Genomic DNA, 13131 nt, shown 5'->3' with positions numbered 1-13131 from the left:
GAGGGTGAGGAAGAGCTCAAATCGATAGATTGGGGGGATGGATTGGCTGAGCCGATAGTAATGTCCGCTGAATACCTTCAGCGGACATTGCGAAACAACATCAACCGCGCACTTTCATGCAGCCCGCGCGTCAGTGCCTGCAAGCGTTGAAATTCCTCCGGGTACTGCTGCGCCACATCCTCGCGGGGTGTTTGCGAGGCCAGGTCATGCAAGGTCGGTGAACTGCCATCGTGTTCCATCTGCAGTAAAAAGTCCTGGGTCACGCCGCCAATTACCGGGAAGGTTCCCTCACGCAAGACCAGCGGCACCACGCGCTCACCTTCCGGTGCTGGTTGCTGGATATCGCGGCCCATGGCGCCATTACGAAAGGGTATACCCGCCATCCCGGCCACCGTGGGCAGCAAGTCCGCCAGGCCCACGGCCTCTTCAATCACCTTGGGCTGCAAGCGCCCAGGCGCATGAATCAGCAGCGGTACGTTGTTGCTTTCCAGCCCCAACTGTTCGAAAGCCGGCGCCATGTGCGGGATCTGGCTGATGCGGGTGTTGTGGTCGCCGAAGAACACGAAGATGGTGTTGTCGTAGTAACCACCGGCCTTGGCGATCTCCATCAGGCGACCGATGTTGAAGTCCAGCAAACGGACGGCGTTGTATTGCTCGACGCTGCGCGAGCCTGCGGCCTGAACCTGTTCCAGGGTCAAGTCATGGGCCACGAAGCCATCGTTGTCCTTGGGGATGGTGAATGGCCGATGGTTGCCGGAGGTTTGCAGGTAGGCAAAGAACGGCTGGTCTTTGGGCACGGCTTGCAGCAATTGGTCGCCCTCTTTGAACAGGTCCAGGTCGGAAATGCCCCATACGTCCACCCGTGGCGAACGCCAGTTGCTTTCCTCATACAGCTTTACGCCGTCGATGCTCTGGCGGATCAATGCATTGATGTTGGCCCAGCCGGCGTTGCCACCGATCATGTAGAACTTCTGATAACCCTCGAACGCATTGATCAGCGTGTGTTGCCGGGTAATCAGCGGGTGACGTGTCGCGGTCTCCTGGCGGGTGACGTCGGGCACGCCGGTGATGCTGGCCCAGACGGTTTTGGCGGTGCCGGTCACGGGCACGTAGAAGTGCTTGAAGAACCAGCTTTCGGTGGCCAGTTTGTCGAGGTTCGGCGTCGGGTTCAGCGGGTTGCCGTAGGCGCCCACGGCGCTGGTGCCCAGGGATTCGAGCATGACGAAAACCACGTTGGGCGGGCGTTCGCCGGCAAACCGATAAGGCTGCACGCCTTGCTCGCGAACGAAGTTCAGTTGCTGCGCATCCGGTTGGTTTACACCCAGGTAGCGAGCGACCTGCGGGTAATGCTCGCGCACCTGGGCCTCGTCGAATTGCGACTGGCCGGCTTTGAGCGTGTCATACAAAAACAGCACCGGATTCAGGCCCACGGCCGCGATCTGGTTGTTGCCGGAAAAGAACGCATCGCTCCAGCGCAGGGGCACCGGGTTTTCGAGATTCAGATTGGCGACGCGCCCCAGCAGAGCCAGCAGGACTGCGATCACACCGACCACGGCGACAGACGCGAGCGCCAGCTTGCCAATAGCCTGAGGTTCGCGGTCCAGAGTGATCCGCTCAAGGCGAATCAGCGCCCAGGTCCAAAGCGTGGCGGCGGCGAGCCAACTCAAGGTTATCCACAGCACCGGGTAGGTTTCCCAAACCATCTGTTGGGAGATCTGCGCATCTTCCAGGTAACGCAGCACGGTGGCGTTGATACGCACGCCGAGGTAGGCGTAGTGGCCGAAGTCGATGATATACACCAGCCCGACGACACTCAGCACCAGCAACAGGTAACCCCGCGCCAACCAGCGCAACGCCGGTAGGGTCAGCAAATTCCAGCGTGGCAGCCAGGCGAGCAGGGCCAGCGGCAGCAGCATCAGCACCGCCAGGCGCAGGTCGAAACGCAGGCCGATGCCCAGGGTTTCCAGCAGTGCAGGTGTGCGTAGATCAACGCCGGAAAACCCCAGCAAAAATATCAGCCGCAGCCCGACCAACAGCGCAAATACCAGCCCGATCGCGCCCACGCCGTAGCGCAGGCGGCGTGATTGCAACCATCCCATTATTGACCTCTGTTTTTTCCAGTTTTCTATAGCACGCAGCAGATCCAGTGTGGGAGCTGGCTTGCCTGCTCCCACATTTGATCTTCATTGTTTTACCGGGAGTGCTCGGCGTGGGCTTTGATGTACCCGCAGCCAAGCCGCTATCGCCAACATCCACACCCCAGCGACCAGGCAGTAACCCGCCAGCAGCGGATCAACCACATAGTCCCAATAGTTCTCCGACGCCTTGAGCCGCAAGGCGAACGCCAGGGTGCCCGCCGCCAGCATCCACACGGCCAGGGTGTTACGCAGTGCCAGCATCACCAGCGCCGCCACGCCCATCAGCACGATCATCGGCCGTGGGTTGAAGCCCCAGCGGTAAGGGTCGAAATAAGTCAGGCCCAGGGTGGCGGGGTACAGCATCAGGCTCAGCGCACCAAACAGCAGCAGGACTTGCAGCCGGTGACGACCATTGAGCGGTTGCACCACACCCAACCGGCACAGGCCAACCCACGCCAATAGCACCAAGGTGCTGATGGCCAAGTCATCGGTAAAACTGCGCACATAAGCCGCCAGCGGCAACTCATTGATCGGGATAAAACTCACCGCCGCCAGCAGCGGCAACAACCACGGACGCCAGGGCGCGGTAAAGCGCAACGCGCTCAACAGCACAAAGCCCAGCAGGACAAAACTCAAATGGGCTTGCCACAAGGAAACCATCACAGACGCTCCGCCAGCCAGGCCTCGTTGAAGCTGACATGTTTGATAAAGGTGTTATTCCACGAGTAGACCAGGTGGTACATGCCGTCCGGGCTGCGGCTGAAATAGGGATACTCGTATTCGAATTCGCAGCCTCGGGGTTTGCACACGCGGTAATCCAGGCTGCTGAGGAAGCGTTGCTCCATGGGCAAGCGCAGGGCGCCGCTGGAGGCGCGGAAACCTTCGCCGATGATTTCCTTGTAGGCTTCTGGAGAGAACGGCTGGCCCAGCGGGTCCGGCGACTGATCCAGTTCTATCAGGTTGCGCCACTGATTGAGCCCGGCGTTGGTGCCATACAGGCTGAGCTTAAAGCGCCCGTCCTGCAGGTCATTGAGGGCTACCAGCAATCCGTCGTTGGCCATGCCCACCGCCGCCAGGGACGAGTTGGGGTTGGACGGCTCCAGCGGATACGGCTCGCTCCAGGTCTGCCCGGCGTCTTCGGTACGGCTGGCGAGTATGCGGTGATGGGTCTCGCCGGCGTAACGCAGCATGGCGATGGCGCGCTGCCCATCCTGCGCGACGATGGTCGGCTGCAGTGAATGTTTCCCACGGCTGATGCGGAATTTATCGATCACCGCACCGTCGGCGCTCAAATACAGGTACTCGGCAAACTTGCCCATGAACTCGTGATACACCGGCAGTCCGATGGAACCGTCGGCGTGAAACACCGGTGCGGCGCGCACCAGGGTGCTGATGTTGAAGAATGGCGACGTGATCAATTGCCGAGGCGCCGACCAACTCGTCCCCAGGTCGTCGGAGACCATCACATTGATCGCGCTGGTGGCCCAGCCGCCGACCGACACCGAGACATAAAACATCCACAGTCGATTATCTGGCGCCAGGGCGATCACCGGATTGCCCAGTTTGCGAATGTAGCGCTGAGTGCCGTCGCGAGTGCTTTCCCGAGTGGCCAACACCTGCTCCGCACCCCATTCGCCGCTGTTGGCGTCAAAGCGTGCGGTACGCACCTGCACATCGGCGGCGCCTTCACGGGAGCCGGCAAACCACACTGCCATAAGATCGCCGCCGGGCAGGGCGGTCACGGAGGAGGAGTGGACAAAGTCTGTGAGCTGCGAGGAGACGAAGCGGCTGCTGTATTGCGGGGCTGATGCCACGGTTGAGGCGGTCTGGCTCGCTTGGGCAAACGGTGCCAACACATGGGGCGGATGGCTTTGCCAGGCAGCGAAAAATACCGTTAGCAGGCCGCTGATCAGTAAAAGCGCACGCAGGGAGCGTTTGTCGAAAAAAGGCTTACTGCACACGGAAACACTCTCAACAGACGTGGGATGTTCCACTGTGCAAAACCAACCTTAGTGAAAGCTTAGTTGGCAACGAGCGGTAACACCTTTCTCCAAATCCTCGTCGCCGGAACCCGGCATGATGCGGCCGTTTCCTACAGAGAATCCGCTATGCGCCTGCTCCTCGTCGAAGATGACCGTGCTCTCGGCCAGGGCATTCGTGTGGCCTTGAGCGCCGAAGGCTACACCCTGGACTGGTTGCAAGATGGCGTCAGCGCGCTGCATGCCTTGCGCAGCGAAAGCTTTGACTTGCTGCTGCTCGACCTCGGCCTGCCGCGCCTCGACGGGCTGGCATTGCTGCAACAACTGCGCGCGGAACAACAGGACCTGCCGGTACTGATCCTCACCGCCCGCGACGGTACCGCTGATCGCATCGCCGGTCTCGATGCCGGTGCCGACGATTACCTGATCAAGCCTTTCGACGTCGAAGAATTCAAGGCCCGTGTCCGCGCCCTGTTGCGCCGCAGCCAGGGCCGGGCGCAGCCGTTGCTGGAACACGCGGGTGTCAGCCTCGACCCGGCGACCCAGCAAGTCAGCTACCAGGGCCAGAATATTGTCGTCACGCCCATGGAGTACCAGTTGCTCCACCAACTGATGGTGCGCCCCGGCAAAGTCGTCACCCGCGAGCGTCTGTCCCGCGCGCTGTATGGCTGGCAGGACCGCGTTGAGAGCAACACCCTGGAAGTGCTGATCCACAACCTGCGCAAAAAGCTCCCCACCGAGTTGATCCGCACCGTGCGCGGCGTCGGCTATGTGATGGAACTCAAGCCATGAACTCGGTCCGCGCACGCATCCTCATCCCGGTGCTGGTGCTGATTCTGCTGGGTGATGCCCTGATCAGTTGGCTGGTACTGCGAGACAGTCACCACGAAATCGAAGAAGTCTACGACGCCCAACTTGGCCAAAGTGCTCGCCTGCTGCAAAGCGTGCTGCGCCAGCGCGACCCTGGCGACGCCGACTGGGACCGCCTCTATCAGGCCTTCGACCACGCCATGAGCCGCGTGGGTGAAGACGGTGCTGCACATCCCTACGAAACCCGCCTGACGTTCCAGGTGTGGCGCACCGACGGCCAGTTGCTCGTGCGCTCCGCCGAAGCGCCGATCCTCGATGCACCGCCCACCACCTTCGGGTCCCACGACATCACGGAAAACGGCAACGACTGGTGCGCGTTCCTCCTGGCCGATCCGCAACAAGGCGTGCTGATCTGGGTGGGTGAGCGCGACGACATTCGTCAGGATGTGATCGAGCGCATCGTGCGGCACACATTATGGCCGAGCCTTATCGGCGTGCCCCTGTTGGCCGTGCTCATCTGGCTGTCCATCGGCTGGGGCCTCAAACCCTTATGCGCCATGGCCCAGGCCATTCGCGGGCGTAATACCAATACCCTGCAACCCCTGCAACTTGAGCCGCTGCCTGCGGACTTGGAGCCGATGCAAACCGCACTGAACCAGTTGCTGGTGCAGATCGATAATTTGCTGGAGCGCGAGCGGCGGTTCATTGCCGATGCAGCACATGAGTTGCGTACGCCGCTGGCGATATTGCGTATTCACGCACAGAACGCCCAGAGCGCCGGGACTGAAGAACAGCGTCGGGAAGCATTGGATTTTCTGGTGAACGGCGTGGACCGGGCGACACGCATTGGTAGCCAACTGCTGACCATGGCGCGCATTGAGCCGCAGTTGAACAACCCGGTTCGCGTCCGCGTGCAACTGACGGCATTGGTGCGAGAGGAACTGGCAGAGCTGACACCTCTGGCGATGGAAAAAGGCGTTGAGCTGGTGCTGGAAGGGGATGAAGCGTGTTGGGTCGAAACCGAACCGATGGCGTTGGCGATTGCGCTGCAGAATCTTGTGACCAATGCGCTGAATTTCTCACCGGTGGGAAGTGAGGTGAGGGTGGTGGTCAAGGTGCTGGATTCCGGGGTGGTGCATCTGTGTGTAGAGGATGCGGGGCCGGGGATTGAAGAGGGGGAAATGGGAAGGTTGTTTGAGCGGTTTTATAGCCAGGGCAACGCCAATGGCGCAGGGTTGGGGTTGGCGATTGTGGAGATGATTGTGGGGAAGATTGGTTGTGGGTTGGAGTTGTATAACCTGGAGGCGGGTGGGTTGTGTGCTCGGGTGAGTTTTAGCTCCTGCGCGGTAGAGCCTGGGGAAATACCACGCCGTTGAAGGTGTGAGTGCAGCAGTCGCAAAACGGTTTCATACGCTCTGCATTTAACTGCGGATTGACCTTCTGCAGCAGACCTGTGTTATCGACGTACAGCCCGCTGTAGTAGGTCGATTCGCCTACTCTTACGTACTCTGTTTTGTCGGCGTCATGCAGGGCAACCATCCAGAATACCGGCTCCGGCCGATCCAGGCGGGCATTGGCCTCGCTGAAAACGTCATCCCATTGATGACCGACCTTGGACAGTAGAAAGCTGAATAGCGGTGTGTAATCAAAACCGTGTCGGTGATGGCTGTGCATCGAGCCACGGTTGGAGAGTGAGCTCTTTTCGCTTTTGCTGTGGCGCTCATACCGATAAGCGCCACAACTACCATGGCGCACATTGTGTGTTCGGGTATTGACTGAGCGATAGAGAGGGGGCTTTTTCATTGGGTTCCTTTTATGGCAGCTTGGTGGGTTGGGGCGGCCATTTACCTTGGTAGCGGAAAGATATTTGGTAATCGAACTGTTCGGGTTCAATTACATGCTGAAAATGTGGTTGGATAATCGCTATCCAGCTTGGAAGAACGTTGAACACATCGGCATATATCGCAGGTTCTTGGTTCAAACCTAACGCCTCAAAAAAGCTGTTGTCATCATCAAATTCTGCCGAATATTCATCCGCTTTAACGTAATTGCTGTACTTGTCATACCATCGCAATCTGACTTTCATAACCATTCTGGACGCTCCACGCTATCTATAAATTCGGCGGTTATTTTTTGCTGGCCCTCGACGTTCGGCGGTATAGGGATCAAATGCGTCACCGGTAGGGTTGTTGTAACTGATGATGCCGTTGGGCAGTTGGCACGACTTGGCGAATACGTAGCCCGGAACCTTGGCGGGCTCAGGCGTGGAAGCGGGAACAACGTCGGGCAAATCAATGAACGATGAATAAGGCGCCCGCGAAGGCTGCGGGGTCAAAATTCGCCGTCTCAGCTGTATCGGATAAGCGCGTTCTGGCATGACTGGATCACTTCCCTGTGCAGGGGAGTGAGCCTATGAGAGCGGGGGAGAGGCTGAAATTCTCGTTGTTCGATGGTGTACGTGGGAAAAGTCATTTTGAGCAATGGGCTCCTATAACTCAGCTCAGGGCGCGCAGGGCTCAATCAGCTTAGGTAATGAATCTCTGGCGCAAGATCCGGGTATTCGATCGTCATATCCGTAAGGCACTGCCGCATGAGCCTCGCGTCGCGGGGCAAGCGTTCCGAGAAAATACTCCAGCCAACAAGCTCCAGCTTTATTGGCATCTCTACCAGGCTGGTGATGGCATCCCAGAACGCGTCCCAGTTTTGGCCGTACCAGTCGGGGAAGCCGAGTGCGTTGCTTAGGGTTGAGTGGAGTTGGTTGGATTCGTTGATGGGGCTCAAGTCGATTTTTATTACTGGCAATCTGGCCATTTATTCACCGGATGTAAGGTCTGTGGGGGAAGTGTGAGTTCGACTGGATTTGAGAGTGCGCAAATTGTGGTTTGTCCCTGCATTCTTGCAATCAAAGCCTACACGTCAGTAGGACCCTTCCGATTTTCATTCGGGCTTCGAGGTAACCGCCATCGAATGTGAGCCGTTTGTTACGGTGCGCAAGCACAAAACGCCAGGGAAAAGCAGAATGCTCACATTCAACACGTTATGGAAAAACCATCCGGAAATTTTTGGAGATGCTGCTCCGTGTAGAACCAACGGGGCCAAAAACTTCAGTGATCAATGCGCCATCAACCTTGGTGTGGCCATGCGCAGAGCAGGCGCCGACCTCAGTAAATTGAAAGGCGTGCGCTATTGTTGGCATCACCCCAAAAGTGAAGGCCATATCCTGGCGGCGGAGGAAATGGCTAAAGCCTTAAGCCTGGCGAGCATTCCTGGTGTACAACCAGTGAAAAAGATAAAGCCCGAACACTTCGAAGACACACTGTCAGGGCAGCAAGGCATCATCTTCTTCAAAGACTTCTGGCGCCGAGGCAATGAAACCTTCGGTAACCGCAGCGGCGACCACATCGACTTGTGGAACGGGCGCAGACTGACGGACTGGTTGAGCTACCCTCGTATTCAACTGGGCTTCTCGATTGAAGGCACATTCTCGGATTATCACGAGTCTAGGGAAATCTGGTTTTGGAAGGTTATATGAGCATTGTCAAAGGCACGTTGTTTGTCATTTTGGTGGTTGTTTTGGCGGTGGTTGTGTTCAACGGGGTGTTCGTAGCAGCTTCTGTCTACTTTGGGCCGTTTTACGAGGGGGATGGGGAGCAGAGTCGCAACTTTGGGATCTGGTTGTTGGGGAATGCTGTTGTGATTGTCGTTGCGGCTGTGGGGGGTGTGGTTTCGTATCTTAGACGGCTGCGGAGGGGGCGGGTTTGAAGCATTTGCTCTTTGGGAGTGTTGTTCAATTTGCCAAGACTGGCTCCATTGGCGAGTCCGGCTCACCGTTTGATTGCGTTCAAGAGGCTGCGTGGTGAGGGCAGTCGGAAGGTGATGGCATTGACGTAGCAAGCGCAGGAATTGAGATGGGATATGACGGATGAAGCGGCTGGCCATTTTTATTAACGCAGAGGGGGTAGTAAATAAATCCGCCCCCTCAGGGGGCTGATCTCGGCTATAGGAGAAGGTATGGTCAGGTGCGACCTCACCGGAAGTCCATTTTTTGCAGGAAGAGACTCAAACCTTTGTTTTTTCGGTGTTTCCCTGCTTTAGAAAGATCTCGCCACAAAGTGCGACTTTCAGCCTGCTTCCTACGGCATTACTGTCTGTTCCGTCGCTGCCAATTCAGCGGCCGGGCTTGAGAATCCGAAACAATAGGCGCATAGGCGCCACCATCCATTAGACTGCTGGCGCTGTTTTTGTGCCCGCATATCTGTGTCATGGCGGCTATGCGTGGGAGACCTTCGGGTCTGCCGGGTTTTCCTATTGTCCCGGTTTCTCAGCCCGCGCATAGCTGCCACCCATTCGCATGAGAAACGAATGTGGCAGCTCTCTACATTAGGAGCTAAGCCAATGAGCGTTTCTGCCAGGTCGTATCTTTGCTGTTTTGCAATTCACGCTCCGGTCCATTCCGGAGGTGCCCAATGATCAATCCACCTCTCAACAAAACCCTCGGCGTTATCACCTTTTCCACCTGCGGCGAGCAGTCGGATCTTCACCACCTCTTCCGCGTCAATTCCGGCGTACCCATTCGCGATGCTCTAGAGCACGCTTCTGTCCTGCTCCACTGCTCAAAAATGCTGGCCTTGGACGCAGCCATGGATAAGGGCGCTGATCGCTACGCTTGGGCTGCGCATTATTTGGGGGAGATGGCGAAGGCGGTGGTGGATGATTTGGCGAACGGGATGTTGCCGAATGGGGCGGTTGAGTAGGGTGGTTGGTGGTTAGGTAGTTGGTTTTGCAGGGTGTGGGAGGACGTCATCGCAGGCAAGCCAGCTCCCACATTTGATTGAGTTTATCCAGGAGTACTTTTCCGTAGGCAAAAAAAGACCTCGTTATTCGAGGTCTTTTTTGTTGGGCGTCTGACGGCTTCGGTGGAGTCAGAGCACATGCCTGGAAATCAACTTCGATATCTCAACAATCGACGTCTTCCCGGTGAACTCAAACTTAACCTTCCCCACCGACGAAAAGTAAATCTCCAACTCCGAATCCAGGTCAAACGTGCCAGACGTTTCCACCGAATACGCGACGATATTTTATAGGGCAGGGAGGTGAAGTCTTTCTTGCTGCCGGTGATGCCTTGCACGTTCACGGCGATGATGCGCTTGGTGGTGAAGACCACGCCGTCGCGCATGGCTTTGTAGGCGTCGATGACGTGCTCGTCATCCAGCAGCAGGGACGATACGCGTTCGGCGTATTCGTTGTTTTGCTTGAGCTTGAAGAAGCCTTTGTTGTTGAAGTCGATCATGTTGACGGTCCTTGTGGTGAGCCAGTGAGGGCGCGTTATCGTTGACGTCCATCGCGGGCAAGCCCGGCTCCCACAGGGGAACGGTGTCACTGGATGGCTTTGAGGTAGTCCTTGAGTGCGTCGAGTGGCGTGTTGAGTTCCTCGAGCGTTGAGGCTTGGTGAACCTCAGTCGCCAGTTTTTGCAGCTCGCGACCCAGCACGGTGTCGGCACCTAAGGCGTGCAATGCCTGCGCGATGCACTCATCGAGCTTGAGTTGAATGGCACCGAGGTCGCCTTTGCGCACCAGCAACCCAAACACCTCCCTCTCATACTCGCTCATGATCAGATCGTCCCGCAAAACCGGGCTGCCACCGTCTGTCTCATAAGCCAATTTGAGGGCGAATAGCGCCACCGTCTCCAGCGTCAACTCCATGGTCCAGGTTCCTCTGCTGTCTCGTGCGGCCGCCAACCGGCACTTTTCTACAGGCGAAAAAAAAGACCTTGAATTTCAAGGTCTTTTTTTAAGATGGTGCCCCGAGGGAGACTCGAACTCCCACTCCTTTCGAAAACGGATTTTGAATCCGCCGCGTCTACCAATTCCGCCATCAGGGCTCAATGGCGGCGAAGTATAGAGATGAGATTACCGTTGGTCAATCACGTTTCATGGTCTATTTTCACTATTTCCGCTAGACTTCCCGGCCCTGCTAGACGAACCCCATCATGCGCGTTGCTGACTTTACTTTTGAGCTCCCTGATTCGCTGATCGCTCGCCACCCTTTGGCCGAGCGTCGCGCCAGTCGACTGCTGACCCTGGACGGGGTCAGCGGTGCCCTTGCACACCGTCAATTCACTGATTTGCTTGAGCATTTGCGCCCGGGCGATTTGATGGTTTTCAACAATACCCGGGTGATTCCGGCACGGCTGTTTGGCCAGAAAGCCTCCGGCGGCAAGCTGGAAATTCTGGTGGAGCGGGTGCTGGACAGCCATCGTGTGCTGGCCCATGTGCGCTCCAGCAAGTCGCCGAAAGCAGGGTCGAAGATCCTCATCGACGGCGGTGGTGAAGCTGAAATGTTGGCGCGCCATGATGCGTTGTTCGAGCTGGGGTTTGCCGAGGAAGTACTGCCGCTGCTGGAGCGGGTCGGGCATATGCCGTTGCCTCCTTATATAGACCGTCCGGACGAAGACTCGGACCGCGAGCGCTATCAGACGGTGTACTCCGAGCGCCTGGGCGCGGTGGCGGCGCCGACAGCGGGGCTGCACTTTGATCAGCCGTTGTTGGAAGCGATTGCCGCCAAGGGCATCGAGTCTGCCTTTGTGACCCTGCACGTGGGGGCCGGGACGTTTCAGCCGGTGCGTGTGGATAACATCGAAGACCATCACATGCACAGCGAATGGCTGGAAGTCAGCCAGGAGGTGGTGGATGCGGTCAACGCGTGCAAGGCGCGCGGTGGTCGTGTGGTGGCGGTCGGTACGACCAGCGTGCGTTCCCTGGAGAGTGCGGCGCGTGATGGCGTGCTTAAGCCGTTCAGTGGTGACACCGATATCTTTATCTACCCAGGCCGGCCGTTTCATGTGGTCGATGCCCTGGTGACCAATTTCCATTTGCCGGAATCCACGCTGTTGATGCTGGTGTCGGCGTTCGCGGGTTATCCCGAAGCCATGGCCGCCTATAAGGCCGCCATCGAGCATGGATACCGTTTTTTCAGCTACGGTGATGCGATGTTTATCACCCGCAATCCGGCGCCGCGCGGCCCAGAGGAACAAGTATGAGTCGTATGTCGTTTGAACTGCTGGCCACCGACGGCAAGGCCCGTCGCGGTCGCCTGACCTTTCCGCGTGGCACCGTCGAGACCCCGGCGTTCATGCCGGTGGGTACCTACGGCACGGTGAAAGGCATGCTGCCACGGGATATCGTCGCCACCGGCGCCGAGATCATCCTGGGCAATACCTTCCACCTGTGGCTGCGCCCGGGCACGGAAGTGATCAAGAAGCACGGCGACCTGCATGACTTCATGAAGTGGCAAGGCCCGATCCTGACCGACTCCGGGGGTTTCCAGGTGTTCAGCCTGGGTGCCATGCGCAAGATCAAGGAAGAGGGCGTGACCTTCGCCTCGCCGGTGGACGGTTCCAAGGTGTTCATGGGGCCGGAAGAGTCGATGCAGGTCCAGCGTGACCTGGGCTCCGACATCGTGATGATTTTTGACGAATGCACGCCGTACCCGGCCGATGAAGAAGTGGCGCGGATCTCGATGGAGCTGTCGTTGCGTTGGGCCCAGCGCTCGAAGAATGCCCACGGTGACAACACTGCGGCCTTGTTCGGCATTGTGCAGGGCGGCATGCACGAAAACCTGCGCAAGCGTTCCCTGGAAGGCCTGGACAAGATCGGTTTTGACGGCCTGGCCATCGGCGGTCTGTCGGTGGGCGAACCCAAGCACGAGATGATCAAGGTGCTGGATTACCTGCCGGGCCTGATGCCGGCTGACAAACCTCGTTACCTTATGGGCGTTGGCAAACCGGAAGATCTCGTAGAGGGTGTGCGCCGCGGTGTGGACATGTTCGATTGCGTGATGCCAACCCGTAATGCCCGCAATGGGCATCTGTTCATCGATACAGGCGTGCTGAAGATCCGTAACGCGTTCCATCGCCATGATGATTCGCCGCTGGATCCCACCTGTGATTGCTACACCTGCCAGAACTTCTCCCGTGCTTATCTGCACCATCTGGACAAGTGTGGGGAAATGCTGGGTAGCATGTTGAATACCATCCACAATTTGCGTCACTACCAAGTCCTGATGGCTGGTTTGCGCGAGGCTATTCAACAGGGTACATTGGCCGCCTTCGTCGATGCCTTCTATGCCAAGCGCGGGCTGCCTGTGCCGCCCTTGGACTGAGTTTTCCGACCCTAAGATTCACTATTTGCAACTGGAGTGCTAA

The 13131-nt window shown here is 57.8% G+C and carries 13 protein-coding genes, 1 tRNA gene and 1 pseudogene; 6 read left to right on the top strand and 9 right to left on the bottom strand.

The window, feature by feature from the left end:
- Positions 1 to 77: 77 nt before the first annotated feature.
- The 3 genes from GNF76_RS03275 to GNF76_RS03265 form a co-directional block, all read right to left on the bottom strand.
- Complete coding sequence (locus GNF76_RS03275; RefSeq protein WP_155581740.1) at positions 78 to 2099, bottom strand: LTA synthase family protein; 2022 nt, start codon at positions 2097 to 2099, stop codon at positions 78 to 80.
- 84 nt (positions 2100 to 2183) lie between these two features.
- Complete coding sequence (locus GNF76_RS03270; protein WP_155581739.1) at positions 2184 to 2798, bottom strand: hypothetical protein; 615 nt, start codon at positions 2796 to 2798, stop codon at positions 2184 to 2186.
- A complete protein-coding gene (locus GNF76_RS03265; RefSeq protein ID WP_178123173.1) occupies positions 2798 to 4051 on the bottom strand; it encodes a sialidase family protein in 1254 nt (417 codons plus the stop codon). Before GNF76_RS03265 ends, GNF76_RS03270 begins: the two co-directional genes overlap by 1 nt.
- Positions 4052 to 4246: 195 nt before the next feature.
- On the opposite strand from GNF76_RS03265, the gene GNF76_RS03260 reads away from it, so the two are divergent.
- Together GNF76_RS03260 and GNF76_RS03255 are read left to right on the top strand one after the other, a co-directional pair.
- A complete protein-coding gene (locus tag GNF76_RS03260; protein WP_155581738.1) occupies positions 4247 to 4909 on the top strand; it encodes a response regulator in 663 nt (220 codons plus the stop codon).
- The gene (locus tag GNF76_RS03255; RefSeq protein ID WP_155581737.1) at positions 4906 to 6303 is read left to right on the top strand and encodes an ATP-binding protein; all 1398 of its coding nucleotides are present in this window, start codon (positions 4906 to 4908) and stop codon (positions 6301 to 6303) included. The genes GNF76_RS03260 and GNF76_RS03255 overlap by 4 nt, the downstream gene beginning before the upstream one ends.
- Here the strand turns inward: GNF76_RS03255 and GNF76_RS03250 are convergent.
- The 3 genes from GNF76_RS03250 to GNF76_RS03240 form a co-directional block, all read right to left on the bottom strand.
- A complete protein-coding gene (locus GNF76_RS03250; RefSeq protein ID WP_155581736.1) occupies positions 6260 to 6730 on the bottom strand; it encodes a hypothetical protein in 471 nt (156 codons plus the stop codon). The two genes, GNF76_RS03255 and GNF76_RS03250, sit on opposite strands and share 44 nt — an antisense overlap.
- A gap of 10 nt (positions 6731 to 6740) precedes the next feature.
- The gene (locus GNF76_RS03245) at positions 6741 to 7019 is read right to left on the bottom strand and encodes a colicin E3-like toxin immunity protein (protein ID WP_155581735.1); all 279 of its coding nucleotides are present in this window, start codon (positions 7017 to 7019) and stop codon (positions 6741 to 6743) included.
- Positions 7020 to 7447: 428 nt separating this feature from the next.
- Positions 7448 to 7738 carry a barstar family protein gene (locus tag GNF76_RS03240; RefSeq protein ID WP_155581734.1) on the bottom strand — a complete coding sequence of 97 codons (291 nt, stop codon included), beginning with the start codon at positions 7736 to 7738 and terminating at the stop codon, positions 7448 to 7450.
- 208 nt (positions 7739 to 7946) lie between these two features.
- Between GNF76_RS03240 and GNF76_RS03235 the strand changes: the two genes are divergently transcribed.
- On the top strand, positions 7947 to 8459 hold the full coding sequence (locus GNF76_RS03235) for a type VI secretion system amidase effector protein Tae4 (RefSeq protein WP_155581733.1): 513 nt from the start codon (positions 7947 to 7949) through the stop codon (positions 8457 to 8459).
- 934 nt (positions 8460 to 9393) lie between these two features.
- Entirely contained in the window at positions 9394 to 9681 is a 288-nt protein-coding gene (locus tag GNF76_RS03230) for a DUF3077 domain-containing protein (RefSeq protein WP_155581732.1), read from the top strand.
- Positions 9682 to 9849: 168 nt separating this feature from the next.
- Here GNF76_RS03230 and GNF76_RS03225 read toward each other — a convergent pair.
- The 3 genes and pseudogenes from GNF76_RS03225 to GNF76_RS03215 all read right to left on the bottom strand — a co-directional run bounded on the left by GNF76_RS03225 (position 9850) and on the right by GNF76_RS03215 (position 10809).
- Positions 9850 to 10217 (bottom strand): annotated as a pseudogene (locus GNF76_RS03225) (PH domain-containing protein).
- Positions 10218 to 10303: 86 nt separating this feature from the next.
- Positions 10304 to 10630, bottom strand: coding sequence for a hypothetical protein (locus GNF76_RS03220; RefSeq protein WP_155581731.1), 327 nt, complete (start codon positions 10628 to 10630; stop codon positions 10304 to 10306).
- A 94-nt stretch (positions 10631 to 10724) separates the two neighbouring features.
- A tRNA-Leu gene (locus GNF76_RS03215) sits at positions 10725 to 10809 on the bottom strand.
- 108 nt (positions 10810 to 10917) lie between these two features.
- Between GNF76_RS03215 and queA the strand changes: the two genes are divergently transcribed.
- Positions 10918 to 11967, top strand: coding sequence for a tRNA preQ1(34) S-adenosylmethionine ribosyltransferase-isomerase QueA (gene queA / locus GNF76_RS03210; RefSeq protein ID WP_155581730.1), 1050 nt, complete (start codon positions 10918 to 10920; stop codon positions 11965 to 11967).
- A gap of 5 nt (positions 11968 to 11972) precedes the next feature.
- Positions 11973 to 13088, top strand: a complete 1116-nt coding sequence (tgt, locus tag GNF76_RS03205) for a tRNA guanosine(34) transglycosylase Tgt (RefSeq protein ID WP_178123172.1) — start codon at positions 11973 to 11975, stop codon at positions 13086 to 13088.
- Positions 13089 to 13131 lie beyond the last annotated feature (43 nt).

The sequence above is a fragment of the Pseudomonas spelaei genome (assembly GCF_009724245.1).
Taxonomy (GTDB): domain Bacteria; phylum Pseudomonadota; class Gammaproteobacteria; order Pseudomonadales; family Pseudomonadaceae; genus Aquipseudomonas; species Aquipseudomonas spelaei.
The sequence above is the reverse complement of the archived record's forward strand: the minus strand, read 5'-3'. Positions and strand labels throughout refer to the sequence as shown.